Here is a 23070-nt window from a genome sequence, read left to right on the forward strand (position 1 = left end):
GGTGGAATTCCGCTTGTTCCGGCATTTCGCTAAACTCAGTCAACGATCCGCTTTGCCGGCGTGAGGGCGATCGACTTCCTTGCCGGAGGTAAGAAGATGTTTGGCGAAAGCCATCGGATTCTCGTAGGAGGCTTTCCACTCTTTCAGCATACCGGCGTTAAGGAAGCTGTATCGCTGGTCCTTCCCGTTGCATTCAATGAACATAGGGACACCGTCTGTGGTCAAACCGATATCCAGTCCCAGGTCGGCCATGCAGGGGAGGCTTTGTCCCAGCTGATCAGCCACGCTTAGGGCCAAATGATGGATACTCCTTATCACTTCTTCGTGTGTCAGGTGGGGATATTCCTGCTGCAAAATCTCCTCCAACCGGTGAATCGTGCTGCCCTGGGATACATTGGTCAAAAATATCCGGTCTGAAGCCACTTTGGCGACGATTCCTGTAATTTTCCATTCGCCCGCAGCTCCTCGCTGGACGGCAACCCTGAGGTCGAACGGACGTTTCTTATAGGTTGCCAGGGCGACACACTGCTGAACGATATATTTTCCGTTTTGCAATCTGCGGCGCAGGACGGGGGGCAGTTTGAGGCCGTTGAATACAATCGAATGCCATTTGGTATTGCGCACATGAAGTGTGGACGGATAAAGCAATTTCCACTTTTTTTGCGTGCGGGATAATTTCATGACTCCGCGTCCCTTGCTGCTTCGGTCAGGTTTAATAATGATGGAATCAAATTGTTTCATCATCGATTTTACATTGGCGGGGGTGGCTTTGCGGGTCCGCGGCAAGTAGGGCTGCAAGCCGGGGTTTTTCATCAGCACATTGTGAATGAAGAGCTTGCCGTAACGGTTCCAAGAGTTAAAGAGCACCCTTCCTTCATCGGACCAGCTTCGAAGTGTGCGGAATTCCTTTATACCGTTATAAATGGCGCGATTATGAATGACTTGAGGCATAGGGACGACAGCCAATTCAAATTTGTCGTCGTCCGTTTGTACATAAGCTTTAATCCAAGCCTTTCCTGCCTTATAATCACGGATTCGAAAAAAGCATGGCGTAATCCCGAATTTCTTGCCCGCCTCTAGGTAATAATCGATCCTCTCGTATTTGGTTTTTCCTAAAGGTATTCCAGCGTACATCACATCGTTGACGAGGATGCCTACGTAGGGAGGCAGCATGGCTATCACTCCTTTGTCCCCGGATTCGGAGTAATACTTGACCATACAGCATATGTGACCGGGGGAAAGGGGGTTTGGACAGGTATCGTAGGCATTTAATGGGATCGTACATTGAGCATGCGGATTGACGTGAAGTAAAGTACAGAGAGGCAATAAAAAAACTATTCCTTCGCAGAAATAGTTTGAGGACGGTAATGAACCAGCGTTTGGTTGATCCACGGTTTTTGAGGGATTCCGCTGGTTTTTTTTCGTATTTTGATTCCAATCATTTTGACTGCAATCTGCCTTTGGTACTTGCTGAGCGCTTCCATTTGCTCAACAAGCCTCTCACCGGCCGGCTCCGTTTTTTCCGCAACGTCCGCTACGCTTTCCAAAATTCTGGACAGCGCACGCTGACTTCGGGCAAGCGAAATTAGAATATGAAGCTTTGTTCGCGCTTCTTCCTCATGCCAGTTCACTTTGAATTTCCTCCGAACGATATTGGATTGATCAACCTGTGATCCCCGGATCATTGGCGCCGCCTCCCTCTTGGTCCCCTAAAAGAGCCTGAAGATTCTTCGAAAGCGCCAGCTCCATTTTGGTTAAACCGTCAATGACTTCCAGCAGATGATCGTGGATTTCCACGGTTTTTGCAACCTGCTCACCTTGATTTTCAAATTGCATGGAGGATATGTGATGGCAAAGCCATTGGCTTGAACGGGAGGCTTCGATAGCTTTTGCTTCAAGAATTAGCGATATATTGAACTGTAATCGGGAAACGGATTGCAAGATTCTGTAATAAGAGTCCTCTCTGCTCATGGTTACCCTCTTTCCATTATCAACATACGTTATTCTTCCCCGTCGGAGCTTCGCTGTTCTTTCATGATCAAATTCAAATTATCCCCAATGGCGTCGGACAGATCGGCAAGGCTGTTCAGATAGGCCGCAACGTTTTTGGTGACAAGCAGAGAACCTTCCATCAATGCCGGAATATCATCAAAAGTCGGGTTATACTCGGGAATTTCATGAACGAGCTCGGCCATCCGTACGGCGACATGCCTCTCCGACTCCAGAATTTTCGACATTTCCCAATGCGAGGAGGCCATATGTTCGATAATGCTGGTTGCTTGCTGATGCATCATTCATCCTCCCTTATAAACAAAATTATGCCATAATATATGCTGCTCCGGTAAACGGGAACATTGGCATTGGCCCAGCGGAATCGCAGCTTTCGTCCATTTTGTAAAGGAGAATGTTCCAAATGAAGGTCCCTTCGCGGGGAAGGGACGCTATTTGTATAACATATGCCAGTGTTTATCTTTTGCTCAACGGTTCCTTCCATTTCAGGAGCAAACCTCCATGTACAAAACCTCCTCCGAAGCCGTACATAAGCACCTTGTCGCCTTCTTTCAGCAAGCCCTGCTTGATCCCCTGATGTAAAGCGAGAGGGATGGTCGCGGCCGAGGTGTTGCCAAAATACTCGATGGTATGCAGAGTTTTTTCCAACGGAATCCCCGTTCTCTCGCATACGGACTCGATGATCCGGAGATTGGCGCTGTGAGGGATAAACCAATCCACACTGCCGCTGGACAGACCGGCTTGTTTAAGCAGTTCGGCTACACCTTTGGGCACAGTCTGTACGGCGAACTTATATACCTCCCGGCCGTTCTGCACCAGCTTGCCGCCGGCGTTTACGGGTACCCCGTTCAAGGAGGAGGCGATGCCGGTCCGGTACAGGTGCACGCCCCCGGTGCCGTCGGAGCCGAAGGTAGACGCGAGCCAACTCGCTTCCGCCCCTTCGGCATCCCGTTCCAGCAGCACGGCTCCTGCTCCGTCGCCGAACAAAATGCATGTCGTGCGGTCCGTGTAATCCGTTATTTTGGATAAGGCGTCGGCGCCGATCACGAGCGCCTTGCGGTGCAGCCCTGACGCGAGCATGCTTCTTGCCGTATGCAGGCTGTAGATGAACCCGGCGCACGCGGCGCTGAGATCGAACGCGAGTGTCTGCGGAATGCCGAAGTGGGCTTGGACCAGGCTGGCGGTCGAAGGGAAAGTGAAGTCCGGGGTGCTGGTCGAAACGATGAGCAGATCCACGTCATCCAATGCGGCTCCGTACCGGTTCACGAGATCCTTGACCGCTTCAATGCACAAGTGGCTGGTATACTCTTCGGGCGCCGATATGCGTCTTTCGCGGATGCCCGTTCGCTGAACGATCCATTCGTCGTCGGTTTCCACCATACGCTCCAGATCCGCATTCGTCAGCCGGCGTTCGGGCGTGTAGCTGCCAACCGCCGTTATTCTTGGAACGAATTGATTCATGATCACATCACCTCAGTTTATTATATTCACGCTCAAAAAAAATTATAACCTGATATTAGTACTTGGTACCAAAAATGATACATGGGCTTTTGCATTCTGTCAATGCGTTTAATACGATAAGGAGTTACAGCTTGTTTTATTATGTTAGAATAGGGGTATCATTCGTTCGTCGATATCATACCGGCAAAATTCAGAGGGCCATACGGCTGTGTCTTAGAGAAGGGACGCCCGATTTCTATGCAGGTTCGTATATCCGTATAGAATGGAATCCAATCCATGCGCGAGCTGTGAGGTGAAGCAGATGAATATGTCCATGAGAAGCTATAAAATATTGACGATTTTACTGCCGCCGCTTATCATTGGAGGCTTTGAGTACATCCGGCATGATTTTTTGGGGTATTCGGATTTAATAGTGGAAAAGGGCTTATAGTTCGCCCTTCTCCAATTTCTCAATTAAGGTGGAAATGTCGACACCAAGAAGCTCGCCACGCTCACGTTCACGAACAACGCCAACGGGGAACATTTTCTCGAACATCGGATAGTTGTAGTCTCGAAGTTCGTAGTCATCCAAACGTTTCTGATACTTGGGTTTACGTTCCTTTTGAAGTCCTTCTGTAAAGAGTATTTTGGCTCGTAAAGCTTCGAAGGAGTAGCCCCTTCCTAAACGGTTTGTGACACGTATAAGGCTGTTCAGAGACTCCGTATAGGCGTTTGTAATGCGATGGTCGAAGTAGTTGAATATCTCTTCTTCCCAATTCGCCATAGCCTTTGTAAGAGGCTCAAAAGCGGATTGCAGTTCCTTTGGTATCTTGGCTTTCCAATCGTGGTATCTGAGGTACGCTTTCTGTCTGCTGTCGGTATCCCAAATATCGAAAAATGATTCCTTCAAGTCATAAGCAATACCGAGAGAGGGGTGATTCTTCGTCCATAGGTCAAGCGTTATCTTATCCATTTCCGTAAGCTCTTTATGGCGTTTCAAGAGGATAAAGCGGTCGTGCATAAGCCCGCGCCGTTCCTTCGGTGATAAGCCTTCTCTAAGCTGTTTGCGGATGGATTCTAAGGCTTGATTCGCCATACGGACAACGTGAAACTTATCGACGATGATAGTCGCCTTGGGCAGTACAGCTTTCACAGCGTCCTTATACGGTCGCCACATATCCATTGTGACGTATTGTATTCGTCCTCTGTTTGGAAGGCGTGAGAGGTAGCTTACAACCGTTTCCTTATTGCGATTGGGTAGAACGTCTAACAAGGTACGTTCCTCGATGTTGGTTAAAACGCATCTTGGCTTGATAATGTGAATTTCGTCTATTCCAAGCCAATTAGGTGTTTCAAATCGAAGCGTCTCTTCCAGGCGATTGATGTAATCACGAAAGATGTTCCGTATCGTCTTTTCGTTCAGCCCGACATCTTCTGAAATACTGACAAACGTGCGTTTAAGACTTTGCTTCTCGACGTAAGACAATAACCGTTTGGTGCAGTTTCGCTTCTCGTCTATGGTGTGTTCTAATCGTTCCCAAAAAGTTTGATTACATTCACGGCATTTATATCGCTGACGCTTTACAAGAAGCCCTACACGTTTTCCATGAATAGGCAGATCCATACAAAGATGGTCTCTGTTATCATGCTTATACAGATTTGCCACGCATCCACAATGTGGACAAAAAGAAGGTGGAGAGGCTGTCTCCACCTGGATCAGAAAGTCATGTTCATTTTCAGCAAATTGTTTGATATTGAAGTGGGGGAGGTTTAGAATCTCCATTGTGTCACCTTCTACATCTAGTAAGTTAGCTCTTTAAATACTAATCGTTTCTCGTATAACAGATTTTAAACTAATTGAATAATCGTTCTATTCATCTAGGAAACAACCGTTTGATTGAGGGCTTTACTTTTTGATAACGGTAAATCTTGCGTATAAGGCATATCGTAGGCAAGAGCTGTTTCAGCTTTCGCCAATTCTTTCCCCAGATATGCTGCGTGATCCAAACGAGAAAGCAAACCGCGCTTGATTGCTGTATTTGCAATATCACTGGCTAGTTTTCCTTCAATAACTTCATTCAGAGTCCCATCCAGGATGTAATGTTCACACCTAATTGATTTCTTATTTCGATCAAGAATAACTAGGAAAAATCCCTCTGGGTCATGAACCCACTCATCATTTTTAAGACGTTCTGCTTTCACTATTTTGGGTTCTTGAATTATCGGAAGAAGCATTACTGGGTCCCCATTTGGCTTGCCCTCATAAGCACGAACTACCTGATGCAATCGTTCGACATCTCGTGTTCCAATTTCATCAACGATTTTCACTCGTTGGCGAAAAATTTCGATCTCTTTCAAGGTAATATTCTTGAGCACCGGGCGAGGTCCAACTGCGCCTATAATCCGATACTTATCGTCTATCCCATTTTCTTTTAATGACAAAATGGCTTGCCCTGCTTGATGACCACGAGAGTCGCGCCCACATAGTATTAAGTGTGAAATATTGGGATTCGCGGTAACATTTCGAATCAAGCGTTCTATTCCTAGATTTTCTGTCGATAAGGTACCAACAATAGATATATGATTTAGTAATCCGGAACCTTGTATTTCGGACGGGAGATCTGTATCGGCTAAAGTACATATTGCAACAAAAGATGTATCATTTCCGACTAGATAATTTCCTTCTGCTATTGGCCATTTTTGTTCCTGCTGGGTCGAGGGGGAGGCCACATTGCTATCGTTGGGATCCACTGTTCCACAAACGGATTGTTTCTGAACTTCGGTTTTAAGTTCACAGCTGCAATTTGAGGGGTGCGTATTCTTCGATTTATTTTCATCACAACCACATGCTGTATTATTTACTTGTGGTTCACCTTCGCACGAATCGTCATCACACCCACACGCAGTACTGTTTACTTGGGGTTGACTTCCGCATGCATTGTCATTACAGCCACATGCAGCTCCATTGATTTCAATTTCATTCGATCCATTAATCAATGAACTAAAATGATTGTACGGCTTAATTGGGAAACAAACTTCACACCCAAGACAGTTATGTCTAACTTTGTTCCCTTCGTCAACCCACTGTTTTAAATCCAGTTGAACTTCTTTTGCAATCGGTTTATCTATATCTTCTAGATCTTGCTCAACGGCTGTCATCACGTCAAGTACACATTCACATCCTACACATTTAGGGATCTTTCGTATTGTGTCTAATTGTTTATGAATGCTTTTAATGCCTTCTGTTATGCCCATCATCAACTCTCCTTGTATGCTAATCAATTATTTTTGATTAGAATGCCAATCCATAGGTAAATCCTCACCAATGATAAAAAATTTCATCACTCGTTACCTATGGCATTGGCTTTATTCATCTGATACTTCCGGAGAACCATCGCATTTGCAATAACAACCAAGGCGCTTCCTTCGTTAAGAAGCAAACCTGTAGTCAGGCTCATCACTCCGGTCAAGGCTGTAACAATAAGGAGGGCTACAAGAGCTAATGAAAACCCGATATTTTGATGTATTTTCGCAACGGTCTTACGGCTAAGTTTGATCAGATAAACCAGTTGATCCAAATTATCCTGCATCAATGCGATATCAGCCGTTTCCAAAGCAACGTCTGTCCCTTGGACTCCCATCGCGATCCCCACATCGGCCTGAGCCAGTGCAGGCGCATCGTTTACACCGTCACCCACCATCGCAACAAGACCGTACTTCTTTTGCAGTTCTTTAATCGCTGTAATTTTATCTTCCGGCAGTAATTCTGCCCGTACCTCATCCACGCCAAGTTCCCGGCCAATGGCTTCACCAGTAAGCCGGTTATCGCCCGTAAGCATGACGATTCGTTTTACACCGGTAGTTTTCAGACGTTGAATCGCTTGTTTTGCGTTTTCTTTCGGTCGATCCGCTATCGCGATTAATCCAAGTACAAGATCAGCAGTTCCCAAAAGCGTGACGGTCTTTCCTTGTCCTTGAAGTGTTTCAATTTGTTTTAATTGATCTTGATTCAGTTTTACATTCAATTCGCTGAACAACCGGGGACTGCCGATATAGTATGTGGTTCTATTTATGCTGCCTTTAGCTCCCCGTCCGGTTAATGTGTCGAACTCTTCAACACCTGGAAGATTTATGTTTCTTTTTGAAGCTTCTTGAAGAATTGCCTCAGCCAAAGGGTGTTCAGAAAGTTTTTCAAGCGCACCGGCAATTCCCAGCAGTTTTTCTTTTGATAAATCGGAGACAGATACAATATCCGTTACCGAAGGCTTTCCGACGGTTAATGTACCCGTTTTATCAAATGCGACCACTTGGATGTGACTGGCCGTTTCCATATAGCTGCCGCCTTTTACCATAACCCCGTTTCGCGCCGCATTTCCTACACCAGTTACGACAGCTACTGGAACTGAAAGCACTAGAGAACAGGAGCATGAAACAACCAATACGATTAACGCTCTATATAGCCACGTGTCAAACGGTTGGCCAAAGAAAAGGGTTGGTATAACAACCATTAAAACGGCGATCACGAACATGATCGGCGTGTAGACTTCACCAAAGCGTTCACTGAAACGTTGTGCTTTTCCTTTATCTCCTTGTGCATTTGCCACTAATTCAATGATTTTTGACAAGGTGGTATCCTGCGCCAATTTCGTCACTTCAATTTCCAAAGCACCGCGGCCATTCATTGTGGAAGCATATACTTCATCGCCTGATATTTTTGCAACCGGAATGGATTCTCCTGTGATTGTCGATTGATCCGCTGTAGACGTACCGCTTACAACAACCCCATCTACTGGTATTTTCTCCCCTGGTCGGACCAGAACCCGATCGCCAATCTCGACTTCATCGGCTAGTATGCGAACTTCGCGGCCTTCCCGTAAAACGGTTGCTTCCCGGGGTGCCAGTTCCACAAGCGCTCGGACGGAATCCCTGGCTTTATTTACTGCATAAGCTTCCAACACTTCACCTAAGGAGAAGATGACCACAAGACCTGCGGCTTCTTCCCACAATCCCAGATAGATGGCCCCGATAACTCCGACAATAAGCAGAGTATTTATGGAAAGTTTTCTCCTTCTCAAGTCCATCCATGCACTCTTGGCTGGGTAAATACCCCCAATAATAATTGCAACACCATACAATGCAACAGCCCATATTTCCGGTAAACCTAGGAAAAGTTCTGAGATTAATGTAAAGACTGTTGTGATCCCTGAAATAATCAGCAATACCGTTCTTGGTTGTTTCCACCATTTTGACTTACTCATGTTGAGCCCTCCCTTTATCATTGTCTAATTTCAAGTCAAATCACTATTCATCAATTTTTTTGATTAGGAATTTATGTTTAATCAACTTTCCCTTTCTCCTAGGAAAATAAGCTTTCAATTATAACTGCAAGCCAAGTTTTTGATTACGCCAGGTAATCGCATATATATTAGGATCTCGGATCAATTTATTATTTAACGACTGGATGTCCGATTTTCTTTAAATTTTCCTCGATTTTTTCACGGGGCAATTGAGAATCATCATATGTGACGGTTAATTTCTCAGCAATAAAGTTTACCTCTGCTTTCTCAACCCCGTTTAGCTTCGCTACCGTTTTTTCGATATCCTTTGCACAGGAAGGACAATCCATACCACTTACTCGAAGAACTTCTTTCTTCATTTATTCCATTCCTCCTTAATTAAAGGTGTTTATCAACTTTTTTTGATTTGAATAACATAAGTAATTCCAATTTCATTCTAAAAGGCAAAAGATTACCTGGCATAACCAAAAACTTAATAATGCAGTAACAGTTGAACGGGTTTCATGAGTAACCGGGACATCGTAAGTTGTTAATCTAAGAATCCCCAATACAAGTCAGAGTATTATGACATCAAAAAAAATTGATGTGAATCTTAAAATAAAAAGCCAGCACCGAAACACTCGCTTTTTATCATTGGGACAAGGCATGAACCTGTTCCAATATTTTAGGATTTCGAAGGCTGTAATGACTCCATGAACCGTGGATTTCGCGATCGATAACTCCAGCGTCAAGCAATATTTTAAGGTGATACGATACTTTGGACTGGCTCAGGTCCAATAATTCTTCAAACTCACAGGTGCACAAATCAGATTGCTTTGAAAGCAAGTAAACCATTTTTAAACGAATTGGATCACTAAAAGCCTTTGTCACAGAAGCTATTCTTTGAATTGCCTCTTCTTGTGGAAGGGGCACATCACCTCGACGGACTCTTGGAATATCCGTTATGCATTGATCCAAGGCCCACACCCCCTAATCAATTTTTTTTGATATGTTTATGAATCCATAATACTCCTGTCGAAAACATAAGTCAACTCCGTCCTTGACCTCTAGTATATTCTTTATGCTTGCTGCATATAGAGGAAACCATCCGAAATGGAGATGTAAAATAATCACAGTTACTAATTGCAGTAACACAATCTAGCGCAAAAAAAAGTACGTTGATTTCAACTATTTAATCCGATTTTATACTTTAATATCTGTGCTTAACTTTTCACCATAAAATCCGAATAGCCATTTTTTGTTAGATGTGCTTTCTATGGAAGCAGGCAACTTCTATATGACCCTGCTCACGCTTTTGCTTTCTTATTTGTTCGGAACATGGATGTTCGGACGCATTCAAAGCATGAACGTGAAGCTGGCGGAAGAACAGGCCAAACGGGCGGTATATGAGGAGCGGGAAAGGCTGGCGCAGGAGCTGCACGACAACATTGCGCAGATTCTGTTTTTTATGAACGTGCAGTTAAAAAAAGGGCAGCTGGATGAGGCCCGCTCCGCCATATCGGAGATCGATCATCATTTGCGGCAAGCGATCTTTAATTTGAGAACGGCGCCGGAAGAAGGGGCGAGCTTTACTGCCAGACTGCAGACATGGCTGGAGGAGTGGAGCGGCATGAGCGGCATTGCCGTCGATCAGCATATCAGCGTGCCTGAGGATCGCATTCCGCCGTCTGCGGAGGTGCCTCTGTTCTCGATCATCCGCGAGGCGTTTACGAACATCCGCAAGCATTCCCGGGCAGACCATGCTTACATTGAGTTTGTCCTGCAGGAGGACGGGGCAAACTGGAGCTTGAGGATTGGAGATAACGGTAAAGGAACGGATCGTGAAGCGCCGGAGCAGCCTCAACGTTACGGGATTTCCATCATGCGAAAGCGGGCGAAGGAACTGGGGGCAAAGCTGGAAATCAGAACAGCGCCGGGTCAAGGAATGGAACTGCTGGTTACCGGGCCGCTGCGTGAGGAACTGGGAGGGAGAACGTCATGAATTACCGCGTACTGATCGCGGACGACCATCCGCTTGCGCGGAAGGCCGTCCGTACCCTGATCGAGGGCGAGAGCGGCTTCGAGTGGATCGGTGAAGCGCGCAACGGGCAGGAAGCCGTCGAGCTTTGCGGCGAGCTGCTGCCGGATCTCGTACTGATGGATATTCAAATGCCGGTGATGGGGGGGCTGGAAGCAACCAAACGGATTAAACAGCTCTATCCCCATATCCGCGTGGTCATGCTTACGGTATCCGATGACGTGGCGGATTTGTTCACCGCCATCCGCTATGGCGCACAAGGATATCTGCTCAAAAATATGGATCCGGACGATTGGATCGCCTACCTGCACGGGCTGCTTGATGATGACAGCGAAATCTCCCGCGGTATGGCGGATCGGCTGTTCCATTCGTTTCGTTCAGCGGACGCGAATGTGAGCGATGTACAGCCCGGTGTGCTGTCTCAGCGGGAGTGTGAAATTTTAAGCTGCGTGGCCAGCGGCCAAAGCAACCGGCAAATTGCAGAAACGCTCGTCATCACGGAAAATACGGTGAAAAATCATATCAAGAACATTTTGGCCAAGCTGTCCCTTGACAACCGGGTGCAGCTGACAGCGTATGCCGTACGGCACGGTTTGACACAGATCGGACAAAAAAACGGGCGAAAATAGCCCAATCGAGTCATTCTTTCAAGCGGCGGTTTGTTATACATTACACATGGATATACTGATCGCTAAGAAAGAAGGGATTCCATATGATGAAAAAATGGCATATTACGCTGGTATTGAGCCTGTTCTTATCGCTTATGACCGGAGGACTGGCCAGCGCGCACGTCACCGTGCTGCCAAAAGAAACGACGCAAGGATCTTACGAGAAATTTGCCGTCCGGGTCCCGACGGAGAAAGATGTGCCGACAGTGAAGGTGGAAGTGAAATTTCCGCTGGATGCCGTCTCCATCTCCCGTTTCGAGCCGAAGCCGGGTTGGAGCTATGAACTGACCAAAGACGACAACGGAAAAATTACCGGTGTGATTTGGACCGCAACGGGAGAAGGTCTCGGTCCTACAGAGTTCGGAGAATTTTATATGCAGGGTAAAGTAGCCGACAACGCTACAGCGATCCAATGGAAGGCTTATCAAACCTACAAGGACGGCAGTGTCGTCGAGTGGGTAGGCGCGGAAGGCTCGGACAAGCCGGCTTCCGTAACCAAGGTCAATGCCAAACCGGCAGGGGCAGCCACAGACAGCCACGGCCATACCGCTCCTGCCGCAGATGCCGGCAAAGCCGATTCTGCCGCAGCGCCTTCAGCGTCCGGGGAACCGGCGGCCGGAGCACCGGCAGCCTCCGGAGCGCCGCTGTACTTATCCATTGCCGCCCTCATTCTTGGTGCGTTATCTTTCGTCGTGTCCTTGTCGCGAAGAAAACGCTGATATCGTATGAACCGGTCCGTTTCCAGCATGGGAAACGGGCTTTTTTGTGTTGTAGCGCAGGTCTTTTACATATAGAGGAATTCTTATCTGCAAACCAAATCATAAAAATGCGGCCGGAAGGGGATGCTGGTTGTAGACTTGATTATTTAACCAGTTCAGGGGGGATTTGCGAAGATGCTGCAGCGTTGGCGCAACAAGAAAAACGCTTTGATATGGCTCGTCTGCCTGTTCATGAGCCTGACCATCGCAGGCAAGGTTCTTGCGTTCGGCGAAGGTGCACAAGGTCCGGACGTTTATGCGGTTCAAGGGATGTTAAAATCGCTTGGCTATTTTCAGGGTCAGATCAACGGTTATTACGGACCCGATACAGCCAACGGCGTCAGGGTGTTTCAGAAGGCTAACGGACTTCCCCCTACAGGGGCGGTGGATGACCAAACCTTGCAAGCAATCCTCTGGGCATACGGAAACCTGAAAATTCCGAAGAAACCCGCTCCCGCCCCGGGTCCGATGCCGCCCAAGCCGGGTCCGCCGCCTCAGGAGAAGCCGCCCGGGCTTATGCCTGAGGAGCAGCAGATGATCGACCTGATCAACAAGGCCCGGTCCGAAGCCGGGTTGTCTCCGCTTGCCGTCGATTTGGAGCTGTCCAAAGTGGCACGGCTGAAAAGTCAGGATATGACGGACAAAGATTATTTTTCCCACGATTCTCCTACGTATGGCTCGCCTTTCGACATGATGAAACGATTCGGAATCCGGTACCGGACGGCGGGGGAGAATATTGCCTGCAATCAAAATGCGGAGTCAGCCCATCAAGCGCTGATGAATTCCGAAGGACACCGTGCCAATATACTAAGCAGGGACTTCACTCATATCGGCATCGGTATCGTGGAGGGAGGCCCTTGCGGCAAGATGTTTACTCAGCAGTTTACAGCCAAATAACGCCGGCAAGCCCAACCGTCCTGAAGCGTGCAATGCTTCAGGACGGTTTTGTTAGACTGACACAAGCCGCATCATTCGGTTCGAATTATTCTGTAATGCAAGAGGTGATGAATTTTGCATGGAGGCATTTCCATAAAGAGGTTGATTAGTGTAAAATAGGATGATAAACCGAATTTGGAGAAGAGAGGTTGTTCTGTTTTGGCATCAAGGCTGCTGAAGGAATTCAAGGAATTCGCCATCAAAGGAAATATGATCGAGCTGGCCATCGGGGTCATTATCGGCGCGGCTTTTGGCAAGGTCGTCACATCGATCGTCAATGACGTGATCATGCCTCCGATCGGATTGCTGCTTGGCCGGGTCAATTTTTCAGATTTATTCATCAGTCTGGACAGAGTGTCGTATACATCGCTCAAGCAGGCTCAAGAAGCAGGCGCGCCTACGCTGAATTACGGACTATTTATCAACAATCTGCTTGACTTTTTGATTGTTGCTTTTGTGATCTTTATAGCCGTGAAGCAGCTCAATCGTTTGCGCAGAAAGGAAGAGAGCAAGCCGGAACCTGAAGCAAACACCAAGGAATGTCCGGAATGCCTCTCCGACATTCCCTTGAAAGCAGTTCGCTGCAAATATTGTACTGCAATCCTTGAAGGGGAAAATGAATTGAAACCGTCCAACTAAGAATGGCAGTCTAAGGATTTCCATGAGGTGGGGGCAAGGAGTAATTTGCATCTTAAGAAATTATTCAGAAAATCCTTCACATGTTCTAAAGGTGTTTTCGTTAGCCTAGTGTTATCTGTGCAGGGAGGGTTTCGTGCAAATGAATCTCGGTTCGATCGTTCTGGAAAAATTCTTATTTCTAAACAAGTTTATTCAATCTCCCAAAGAGGTAGGGAGCGTGACCCCGAGCTCCGGGTTTCTGGCTAAGGCGATGACCAGGCCGGTGGCTTGGGACAAAATCGAAAGCGTGGCGGAACTGGGGGCGGGGACGGGAGCGCTGACCAAATATATTGAGCAGGCTGCCTCAGGCCGGGTCAAAGTGCTGCTGTTCGAGAAAGAGCCGGTGCTGCGCTATAAGCTGGCGCAAAAATACCCTGCGTTCGCTTGCTATGCGGATGCCTGCGGCATTCAAAAGGCGGTGCGCCGCGAAAAACTGGACGGTTTGGACGTTGTCATCAGCGGGCTGCCGTTCTTTAATTTCCCGCGAGAAGTACGCGATCGATTGATCAAACAAATTATCTCGTCCTTGAAACCGGGCGGAAGCTTCATTGCTTTTCAATATTCACTGCAAATGAAGCCGCAATTAAGGCGCTATTTTGATATCGAAACCATCCGGTTCGTACCTTTCAACCTTCCGCCTGCATTCGTATATGTGTGCCGAAAGAAAGCGGATCCGACTTCATGACATACGATACATTGCTTGATTTGATCGGACAATACGGATATGCAGCCTTATTCTTTGCCTTATGGCTGGGAATTGTGGGAATGCCGATTCCCGATGAGGTCATTGTGATGACCGGCGGTGCGGTAACGGCGGGAGGCCTGCTGCACACCATTCCAGCCTTCGTCCTGACTTATCTCGGAGTCGTTTCCGGTCTTACCTTGGGCTATGTTCTGGGGCGCTATATCGGGACACCCGTACTGGATAAACTCAGACGAAAGAAAAACATGAATCAATATATCGAAATGTCTCAACGGTGGAGCAGCAAGTATGGTAGTCTGGCGCTTGTGATCAGCTATTTTTTTCCTGTCATCCGGCACGTGATGCCTTACATTGTAGGACTGAACAAAATGCCGTTTAGCAGGTATGCTCTGTTTTCTTATACGACAGGGCTTTTGTGGACCTTGATTTTTTTCACGGCGGGACGTTTAACGGTCGACCATGCCGCTGAAGTGGGAATGACGATTTACCGGTACGGATTGAATCTGTTGTGGGTGCCTTTTGCGGCCTGTTTTATCTATGTCGTCTTCCGGCTGTTCCTTCGCAAAAAACGAGAGAGTGGCAGCACGATGGTAGAGAAAGAATAAAAAATGGAAACGCACGGAGAACCCATCCCTTTTTATGGATAGACCAAACTGTCCATGAAAAGGGATTTTTTTGTTTTGATTATAAAAAATGGATTAAAAGTCGTGTTGAAACATGTCGAATAAATACGATATTTCTCCAATTGGTACGATGAAAGTGCTAAGAAAGTTCTATGAAAGTGCATTCAACACCATCAGGATGCGAGAGGTTTCATGTAAACGCTATATGAAAGCGTTGCATGTAAGCGATACCTTATCAAGGAGGGATGACATGGGGAAGTAAACCATGGGAAACGACCTGATCACTTCTGAATCATTAAGGGGAGGGTAAACCAGATGCCTAAAATAAAGTATGCCTATAACGTACTGGTCTATGCAGGAGAAGAAATCGAACAGAGCATAAAAAGAATCGCGGGTTTTGGGTATGACGCGGTTGAGTTCGTCGGAGAGCCGGAAAATGTAAACGGTTCAGAGATTAAAAGCTTGCTTGAGAAGTACAATGTCGAGGCTTCCTCTATTTGCGCCATTTATACACCGGAGAGAGATTTGGTTTCAAGCAACGAATCAATCAGGAAAAACGCGGTGAATTATGTAAAAGAGTGTGTTGACTATGCCAAATTGATCGGGGCTAAAGGTATTTCTGTTACCCCGACGGCCAATATGAAAATCCACGCTGAAGCGGATATCGAAACCGAGCTGAAATGGGCGGCTGAAAGCATCAGAGAAGCGGGACTGTATGCCGGCGAGCATGGAATTCGTCTGACGGTCGAGCCTTGGAACCGTTATGAAACTTATCTGATTAACCGTTTGGAGCAATCCCTGGCTTTGGTGAACGAAGTGAACCTGCCTAACGTAGGCTGCATGGGCGATACGTATCACATGAACATCGAGGAAGTGAATATCGCTGATGCCTTCCGTCAAGTTGGCGATAAATTATTCTATGTTCATTTTGCCGACAGCAACAGGGCGGCCCCGGGCAGAGGACACATCGATTTCAAGCCGATTGCGCAAGCTCTGGTAGACATCGGATATGAAGGCTACATTTCGATGGAGCTGCTTCCGCCTTTTGCCGATCCGTTCAGCGGCATCCGCTGCGAGGAATTTTACGATCAATATACCAAAGAATCGATTGATTATTTGAAAAAACTGTTTAGCTCGATTGATTAAAGGAGGACTAGAACATGAAAAAGACAATGCAGGCTGCTGTGCTCCATCAGCCGCAAGACATGAGAATTGAAGAAGTGCCTGTACCTGAGATTGCAGACCACGAAGTATTGATTGCGACAAAGCGCTGCGGGATTTGTGGTACGGACCCTCATATTTTCCGTGGTCACTTCCCGGTGCCGACCCCGCTGATCCAGGGACATGAATTTTCGGGTGAAGTAGTACAAGTAGGCTCCGCCGTAAAAAACGTCAAGGTTGGCGATCGCGTGACAGCGGATATTAACATCAGCTGCGGAACCTGCTTTTTCTGCAGGGCCGGCCAAAAACTATTTTGCAATGAAATTGTGCAGCTTGGCGTGCATACCAACGGTGCTTTCGCCGAATATGTGAAGGCGCCTGCATCCAACGTCTATCTCATTCCTGACAGCATGACCTGGGAAGAAGCCGCATACATCGAGCCGTTGGCGTGCGCCATCCGGGGCCAGGAACAGGCGAAAATTACAATGGGCAGCACGGTGGCGATTATCGGTGCGGGGCCGATGGGATTGGTACACTCGCAGCTGGCCAAATTGAACGGAGCAACGAAGGTCATCATCAGTGAAATGAACCCGACCCGGATCGAAAAAGCGAAGCAGCTGGGTGCCGATCATGTCATCGACGCTTCCAAGCAGGACCCGGTTCAAGCGGTGTTTGATTTGACGGAAGGCCGGGGAGCGGATTTTGTTATTGAAGCCGTAGGTGCTATTCCGACCTATCAGCAAGCGTTTCAAATGGTTCGCCGTGGCGGCGTACTGGTTGTGTACGGTGCAGCTCCTGCACATGCGACGATGGAAATTAAACCGTTTGAAATTTACAGCAAGGAGCTTACGATTGTAGCATCCTATGCGGGAACATACAACACATGGACCAAAGCGATCAACATGATCTCCAGCAAACGCTTCAACCCGAACGATATTATTTCCAAAACGATTCCTCTGGAGCAAGTCGTCGACGGCATCCAGGAAGCGGCAAACAATAAAGACACCATTAAAATTATCGTCGAAATCTCGAAATAATATTCCATATCATAGACAGGAGAATGAGGATATGAAATTGAAGTCTAAGCCACTGGCGCTTGCGATGCTTTCCGGTGCTCTGCTGCTTTCCGCATGCTCTTCCAATTCCGGCGATCAAGCCGGACAGGCTTCCGGCAGCAATGGCAGTGACGGCAAGCAAGTCACATTAAATACGGTATTTCTCGGCTCTTCCTGGGGACAAGCCACTCAAGAATTGGCTAAAGAATACGAAAAAGAAACGGGTGTTAAAGTCAACGTCGAATTGGTAGGCCGGGATGTCATTTATCAGAAGCTGGCGCTGTCCATCGCCGGTCAAGCCAATTATGATTTGTTTAACGTCGATTATAACTGGATTCCGGAATTTGCTTCGACAGGAAGCCTGCTGCCTTTGGATGACTATCTGAAAAAGAATAACGTGGACACTTCGAAATACCTGCCGAGAGCTTTGGCTTTATCGCAGTGGAATGACAAAAACGGATCCTTTGGCGAAGGAGGAACGATCTATGGACTGCCGCAATCGATCCATCCTCAATTGCTGTGGTATCGTTCCGATTTATTCAATGACCCGCAAATAAAAGAGGAATTTAAAGCGAAATACGGTTACGACCTGGTACCTCCAAAGGATATGAAGCAGTTCAGGGATGCGGCTGAATTCTTTAACGGTAAAGAATATAACGGGCAAAAATTGTACGGATGGGCCGCCCAGGCAAGTAAAGGATTCGGGAATGTGCATACCTGGCTGACCTTTATGTACTCGAACGGTGCGGACGTGATTGATTGGAATACGATGACTTCGTCCTTATCCACTCCTCAGGCGATTGAAGCAACCAAAACGTGGGTAGATTTACTGCAGTACTCGCCTCCGGGAATTAACGACTATACCTTTGCCGAAGTAGCGACGGATGCGGCTCAAGGGAAATTGGCTATGGCGATTCACTGGTCCTGGAGCGCTTTTGAAGTAGACAATCCCCAAACGTCCAAAACGGTCGGCAAATGGGATTTCGTGCAAGTGCCGGCTATGAAAAGCTCTACGCCGCATATCGGCGGATGGTCGATCGTAGCTCCGAAATCAACGAAAAATCCGGATGAAGCGGTTAAATTTATGATTTGGCTCGAGAATAAGCAGAATGATGTGCGTCAGGCGACCATGGGTGGAGGAGACCCGGTTCGAGAAGAATCTTATTCCGACCCGGCGTTAACCAACGAACTGATCGAAGGTACCGATGTGAAGAAGTACCGCCGTTATGAAGCGCTTCAAGAAGCGATGAAAACGGCCAAGGCCCGTCCGTTCTTCCCGCAGGAAGAAAAGTGGGAGAGTTTTGTTTCCGAATATTTGAGCGCCGCACAATTGAAAACCATGTCTGTAGAAGATGCATTGAAAAAGGCTGATGAAGCCGTTAACAAAATGCTGAAAAAATAGTCGCTTGATCTAGATGAAGGAGGGGGACTCTCCCCCTCAATTATGCAATCGGGAGAGTTGGAGATGAACAAATTTAAGTTAAGCCGGAGCGGTCCTTATTTGGTCATGGCCCCCGGAATGATACTCCTGCTGTTATTTGCTATATATCCTACAATTTTCCTGTTTAAGATCAGTTTTCAGGAATATAGTCCGATCAGTATAGAGAAACCATTCGTCGGGCTGAGTAATTATATCCAAGTGTTTCAGGATCAAAGTTTCTGGAATTCTCTGAAAATTACAATTATTTTTGTTCTTAGTACGGTTTCACTGGAGTTTTTTATTGGTTTGTTTTTGTCCATCGTTTTGCACCAGCTTGGCAAAGGGCAGAAGATATTTCAATCGCTGATCTTGCTTCCCATCGCTATGGCGCCTACGATTGTAGGGCTCATGTTCCGTTTTATGATGAACGATCAGTATGGCGTATTTAATTATTTTGCTGAAAGTCTTGGTTTTTCAAGGATATCCTGGCTTTCCGATCCCCAGCTGGCTTTACCGGCTTTGATCTTGACGGATGTCTGGCAGTGGACGCCATTTATGATGATTATCCTGCTTGCCGGACTTAAAGGTATACCGAGTGATCCTTATGAAGCGGCTAAAATAGACGGGGCAACGGCATCGCAAACCTTCTTCTATGTCACCATTCCGCTGTTGTCCAAGATTATATATATAGCACTGTTGTTAAGAACGATTGATGCATTCCGGATTTACGATACCATTTATATGATGACCAAAGGCGGACCGATCAATGTAACTTCAACCTTAAGCTGGATTGTGTACGACAAGGGCTTTAAATTCCTCGATTTTGGTTATGGCGCGGCACTATCCGTGGTCATGCTGATCCTGGTCGTGACCCTGCTGATGTTGTTCTTGCGGAAGGTTGATTTGTTTAATGTGGAGGGCAAGTCATGAGCGAATCCAAAAGTAAATCGTTTACGTTACTGCTATATCTCATAGTCATTATTGCTACGATTGTTTTTATATTTCCTATCGCTTGGATGTTTCTCACTTCTTTAAAAAGCCAAAACGATGCATTTACGGCGATTCCGAAATGGATTTTTACCGTTACTTATGATAATTACCAAACTGTTTTATTTGAAAGGGATTTTCAAAAGTACCTTTGGAACAGTTTGTATGTTTCGGTTTTCTCCACCGTGTTGGCGGTCATCCTGGGAAGCGGCATTGCCTACCCGTTCGCAAGGTATAACATCAAGGGAGCCAAAGACATCTTAACGTGGATTTTGACTTTAAGAATCGTTCCCCCGATTGTATCGGTACTGCCTATCTATTTGTTGTTTTCCAACATGAATATGCTAGATACGTATACGGCATTGATCTTAATGTATACATTTATGAATCTTCCGCTCGTGACTTGGCTGCTGTACGGCTTTTTCAAGGACGTGCCGGGAGAAATCGAAGAATCTGCGCTGGTGGATGGCTGTAACCGATTTACTGCATTTTTCAGAGTCATTTTCCCTATTATCGGCCCTGGGCTTGTATCGGCTGGATTGTTGTCGTTTATCTTTGCCTGGAACGAATTTTTGTTCGCCAATATTTTGTCAGGCCCGAATGTTCGTACGGCCCCTGTAGGACTCAATGAATATGCAACGCCGGTAAGTGTATTATGGGGACAAATTGCGGCAGCGGGAACGATGATTATTGTCCCTATCGCCATCATCACGTTAGTCTTGCAGCGTAAAATGGTCAGCGGACTTACTATGGGAGCTGTAAAAGGGTAATGGTTACGACAATAAGCAGATAGATATTAAGCGCGTTTTGGAGGGTAAGATGGAGAGAATAAAAGTAGGAATCATAGGGACGGGCTTTTCTGCGATGGCTCATATCGAAGCATTAAGAAGAATTCCTTTTGTGGAGGTTATCGCCATATCTTCCAGTTCAAAGGAAAAAAGTATAGAGTTCTCCAAAAAAATGTGCATACCCAAGGCATATGGAGATGCGGACGAGTTGATTCGGGATCCGGAGGTACAAGCCGTTCATAATTGCACCCCCAATTCCTTGCATTTTGAAATCAATAAAAAGGTGCTCCTTGCCGGCAAACATCTCTTATCGGAAAAGCCGCTGGCCGTAAACAGCGAACAATCTGGAGAATTGCTGAGGCTTGCCGGGGAAAGCGGAGTGGTTAGCGGGGTTTCGTTCAATTACAGACATTATCCTATGGTTTCTCAAGTCAAAGAGATGCTGGAATCCGGAAGCAACGGAAAACCGAATCTCGTTTACGGCGGCTATATTCAAGATTGGTTAAGCAACGATACGGATTACAGCTGGAGGCTTGAGGAAGATAAAAACGGTCCTTCCCGTGCGATCGCGGATATCGGTTCCCATTGGTGCGACACCGTTCAATATGTATTAAACAAAAAAATTACCGAAGTCTTTGCCGACCTGAAGATCGTGCATCCGATCCGGAAAAAACCGAAAGGGAAAGTTAATACATTCGAATCGTCCAATGATGTGGAAAGAGAAGAAGTGAAAATCACGACAGAGGATTACGGAAGCGTGCTAGTTCACTTTGAAGATGGCGTTCAGGGCGTATTTACGGTATCCCAGGTGACGGCAGGAAGAAAAAACCGATTGTATTTTGAAATTTCCGCGGAACGGTCTTCGTTTGCATGGGATCAGGAGAACCCCAACCGGCTGTGGGTAGGAAAACGCGACCATTCCAACGAAGAATGGCTCAGGGATCCGGATTTATTATCACCCAAATCCGTATCATTAGCCCATTATCCGGGAGGCCATCAAGAAGGCTGGCCCGACGGTTTGAAAAATCTGTGCATCGATTTTTATCAAAAAGTGCGAAACCGGGATCATGAAAGTTCATTTGCCACCTTCTCCGATGGACACCGGATCATGAGATTAATCGATGCCATATTGAAAAGTCATAGAGAAAAAAGATGGGTAAGTTTGGCGGAATAGTCAAAAAGATTGAAGTCATGCCTTCTCATCGTCCCGGGGGTGTTATATTATGGACTAGATAAGGTTATTTATTTTAGAGAAAGTGGTGTAATCCATGAAATTGCTCTCGATGACCGCCCATGTACTGCAAATCATAAGAAGAGCTAAGCAGCCTTTGTCCAAAACGGATATTGCGGCGGCTACCGGTTTATCCGTTTCCGCAGTATCTGAACATGTCGAACGGTTGATGAATGAAAAATTAATTCAAATTTCAAATATTGGCAATTCCAGCGGCGGCAGAAAGCCCAAGCTGTACTCTATCAATCAACATGCCGGATATATCATATCCATTGAACTAGGCACAAGTGCCGTACGTGTGGGGATTACTGATTTTGACTGCAATATTCTCGTCTCTCATGGCGCCCCGGTAGATATCGGCGAGGGTCCGGAGAAAGTTCTATCCTATATTCACAGCATCGTCAGCGAGATTCTGGACAAGGCTAAAATCGGAAAAAGCGAAATCAAAGGCATCGGCATCGGAATACCGGGACCGGTCGAGTTTGCCTCTGGTCTTCCTGTCTCTCCGCCGATTATGCCGGGATGGGATCGATACCCGATCAGAGATTTCTGGTCCCGGCATTTTGATTGCCCTTGCTATGTTGACAATGATGTGAACATCATGGCCGTTGGGGAATATGCCAAAGGCTTGCAGTTTGAAGTAGACAATTTGATTTACATTAAAATAGGGACAGGGATCGGCGCCGGAATCATTTATGACGGCAAGCTTTATCGTGGCGTAAGCGGCAGTGCGGGCGATATCGGCCATATCGATGTCGGCAAAGATGTCGTCTGCTGGTGCGGCAACCGCGGCTGTCTGGAGGCCCTGGCGGGCGGTAAGGCCATTGCCGCCAAAGCCAAGGATATGGCTTTGGCCGGCAAAAGCGAGTTTTTGTTGGAAAGATTGAAATCCAATGGCGAGATCACCATCAAGGATGTACGCATGGGAATTCACAGCTTTGACTCCGCGTCTGTTGAATTGATTCGCGAGAGCGGCGCCCTGATAGGCCAAGTGATCTCTTCTCTGGTTAACTTTGCGAACCCTTCCCTGATTTCGATTGGCGGGGGAGTTGCGGAGATCGGCGATATTTTGCTGGCCGCGATCAGACAAGGAGTTTATCAGCGATCCCTGCCTCTGTCTACGCGCAATTTGTTAATTAACAAGTCTAATTTGGGAAAGGCCGCAGGACTCGTAGGCGGCGCATTTATGACGATCGATCAGCTGATCATCAACAGCATTGAAAAATCGGATACCCTTCTTGATTTGAGGATGAAAAGCTGGTAGTGACTACTAAATTTATGCTGTTCGGGAGGAAAGC

Annotated in this window: 24 protein-coding genes; 14 read left to right on the forward strand and 10 right to left on the reverse strand. The window is 46.8% G+C overall.

Annotated features, from left to right (window positions below; all coding sequences use genetic code 11):
* Positions 1–39 precede the first annotated feature (39 nt).
* The 10 genes from BLT35_RS04335 to BLT35_RS04380 all read right to left on the reverse strand — a co-directional run bounded on the left by BLT35_RS04335 (position 40) and on the right by BLT35_RS04380 (position 9704).
* Positions 40–1218: a YheC/YheD family endospore coat-associated protein gene (locus BLT35_RS04335; protein WP_083351181.1), complete on the reverse strand. Its 1179-nt coding sequence runs from the start codon at positions 1216–1218 to the stop codon at positions 40–42.
* A 116-nt stretch (positions 1219–1334) separates the two neighbouring features.
* On the reverse strand, positions 1335–1685 hold the full coding sequence (locus BLT35_RS04340; RefSeq protein WP_217437276.1) for a hypothetical protein: 351 nt from the start codon (positions 1683–1685) through the stop codon (positions 1335–1337).
* The gene (locus BLT35_RS04345; protein WP_054818968.1) at positions 1663–1971 is read right to left on the reverse strand and encodes an alpha-helical endospore appendage domain-containing protein; all 309 of its coding nucleotides are present in this window, start codon (positions 1969–1971) and stop codon (positions 1663–1665) included. The genes BLT35_RS04340 and BLT35_RS04345 overlap by 23 nt, the downstream gene beginning before the upstream one ends.
* 29 nt (positions 1972–2000) lie before the next feature.
* Positions 2001–2294, reverse strand: coding sequence for a nucleoside-diphosphate sugar epimerase (locus tag BLT35_RS04350; RefSeq protein WP_235594136.1), 294 nt, complete (start codon positions 2292–2294; stop codon positions 2001–2003).
* A gap of 172 nt (positions 2295–2466) precedes the next feature.
* Positions 2467–3471 carry a ketoacyl-ACP synthase III gene (locus BLT35_RS04355; protein WP_074727105.1) on the reverse strand — a complete coding sequence of 335 codons (1005 nt, stop codon included), beginning with the start codon at positions 3469–3471 and terminating at the stop codon, positions 2467–2469.
* A 424-nt stretch (positions 3472–3895) separates the two neighbouring features.
* Positions 3896–5233, reverse strand: coding sequence for an ISL3 family transposase (locus BLT35_RS04360; protein ID WP_029594550.1), 1338 nt, complete (start codon positions 5231–5233; stop codon positions 3896–3898).
* A gap of 95 nt (positions 5234–5328) precedes the next feature.
* On the reverse strand, positions 5329–6708 hold the full coding sequence (locus BLT35_RS04365) for a DUF4346 domain-containing protein (protein WP_082707470.1): 1380 nt from the start codon (positions 6706–6708) through the stop codon (positions 5329–5331).
* Between the two features lie 83 nt (positions 6709–6791).
* Positions 6792–8708: a heavy metal translocating P-type ATPase gene (locus BLT35_RS04370; RefSeq protein WP_074727106.1), complete on the reverse strand. Its 1917-nt coding sequence runs from the start codon at positions 8706–8708 to the stop codon at positions 6792–6794.
* A 188-nt stretch (positions 8709–8896) separates the two neighbouring features.
* A complete protein-coding gene (locus BLT35_RS04375) occupies positions 8897–9106 on the reverse strand; it encodes a heavy-metal-associated domain-containing protein (RefSeq protein WP_029594547.1) in 210 nt (69 codons plus the stop codon).
* Between the two features lie 271 nt (positions 9107–9377).
* On the reverse strand, positions 9378–9704 hold the full coding sequence (locus BLT35_RS04380; RefSeq protein ID WP_051627660.1) for an ArsR/SmtB family transcription factor: 327 nt from the start codon (positions 9702–9704) through the stop codon (positions 9378–9380).
* Between the two features lie 298 nt (positions 9705–10002).
* On the opposite strand from BLT35_RS04380, the gene BLT35_RS04385 reads away from it, so the two are divergent.
* From BLT35_RS04385 to BLT35_RS04450, 14 genes are all read left to right on the forward strand, one after another.
* Positions 10003–10728 (forward strand): sensor histidine kinase, encoded by a 726-nt coding sequence (locus tag BLT35_RS04385; RefSeq protein ID WP_083351182.1) that lies wholly within the window; start codon positions 10003–10005, stop codon positions 10726–10728.
* Complete coding sequence (locus tag BLT35_RS04390; RefSeq protein ID WP_062409301.1) at positions 10725–11393, forward strand: response regulator; 669 nt, start codon at positions 10725–10727, stop codon at positions 11391–11393. The genes BLT35_RS04385 and BLT35_RS04390 overlap by 4 nt, the downstream gene beginning before the upstream one ends.
* Before the next feature lie 86 nt (positions 11394–11479).
* Positions 11480–12151 (forward strand): YcnI family copper-binding membrane protein, encoded by a 672-nt coding sequence (locus BLT35_RS04395; protein ID WP_074727210.1) that lies wholly within the window; start codon positions 11480–11482, stop codon positions 12149–12151.
* A gap of 174 nt (positions 12152–12325) precedes the next feature.
* On the forward strand, positions 12326–13087 hold the full coding sequence (locus BLT35_RS04400; protein ID WP_054818970.1) for a CAP domain-containing protein: 762 nt from the start codon (positions 12326–12328) through the stop codon (positions 13085–13087).
* A gap of 210 nt (positions 13088–13297) precedes the next feature.
* The gene (mscL, locus tag BLT35_RS04405) at positions 13298–13765 is read left to right on the forward strand and encodes a large conductance mechanosensitive channel protein MscL (RefSeq protein WP_074727211.1); all 468 of its coding nucleotides are present in this window, start codon (positions 13298–13300) and stop codon (positions 13763–13765) included.
* A 139-nt stretch (positions 13766–13904) separates the two neighbouring features.
* A complete protein-coding gene (locus BLT35_RS04410; RefSeq protein WP_054818971.1) occupies positions 13905–14489 on the forward strand; it encodes a class I SAM-dependent methyltransferase in 585 nt (194 codons plus the stop codon).
* Positions 14486–15112 carry a DedA family protein gene (locus BLT35_RS04415; protein WP_074727107.1) on the forward strand — a complete coding sequence of 209 codons (627 nt, stop codon included), beginning with the start codon at positions 14486–14488 and terminating at the stop codon, positions 15110–15112. Before BLT35_RS04410 ends, BLT35_RS04415 begins: the two co-directional genes overlap by 4 nt.
* A 333-nt stretch (positions 15113–15445) precedes the next feature.
* Positions 15446–16276, forward strand: coding sequence for a sugar phosphate isomerase/epimerase family protein (locus tag BLT35_RS04420; protein WP_062409298.1), 831 nt, complete (start codon positions 15446–15448; stop codon positions 16274–16276).
* A 14-nt stretch (positions 16277–16290) separates the two neighbouring features.
* Positions 16291–17328, forward strand: a complete 1038-nt coding sequence (locus tag BLT35_RS04425; RefSeq protein WP_062409297.1) for a zinc-dependent alcohol dehydrogenase family protein — start codon at positions 16291–16293, stop codon at positions 17326–17328.
* Positions 17329–17359: 31 nt separating this feature from the next.
* Entirely contained in the window at positions 17360–18748 is a 1389-nt protein-coding gene (locus BLT35_RS04430) for an ABC transporter substrate-binding protein (protein ID WP_062409296.1), read from the forward strand.
* 63 nt (positions 18749–18811) lie between these two features.
* On the forward strand, positions 18812–19696 hold the full coding sequence (locus tag BLT35_RS04435; protein WP_054818997.1) for a carbohydrate ABC transporter permease: 885 nt from the start codon (positions 18812–18814) through the stop codon (positions 19694–19696).
* Entirely contained in the window at positions 19693–20523 is an 831-nt protein-coding gene (locus BLT35_RS04440) for a carbohydrate ABC transporter permease (protein ID WP_074727108.1), read from the forward strand. The genes BLT35_RS04435 and BLT35_RS04440 overlap by 4 nt, the downstream gene beginning before the upstream one ends.
* A gap of 49 nt (positions 20524–20572) precedes the next feature.
* Complete coding sequence (locus BLT35_RS04445) at positions 20573–21715, forward strand: Gfo/Idh/MocA family protein (RefSeq protein ID WP_074727109.1); 1143 nt, start codon at positions 20573–20575, stop codon at positions 21713–21715.
* A 94-nt stretch (positions 21716–21809) separates the two neighbouring features.
* The gene (locus BLT35_RS04450) at positions 21810–23036 is read left to right on the forward strand and encodes an ROK family transcriptional regulator (RefSeq protein ID WP_074727110.1); all 1227 of its coding nucleotides are present in this window, start codon (positions 21810–21812) and stop codon (positions 23034–23036) included.
* Positions 23037–23070: the final 34 nt, after the last annotated feature.

Origin of the sequence: Paenibacillus naphthalenovorans, assembly GCF_900099895.1 — a bacterium.
Taxonomy (GTDB): domain Bacteria; phylum Bacillota; class Bacilli; order Paenibacillales; family NBRC-103111; genus Paenibacillus_G; species Paenibacillus_G naphthalenovorans.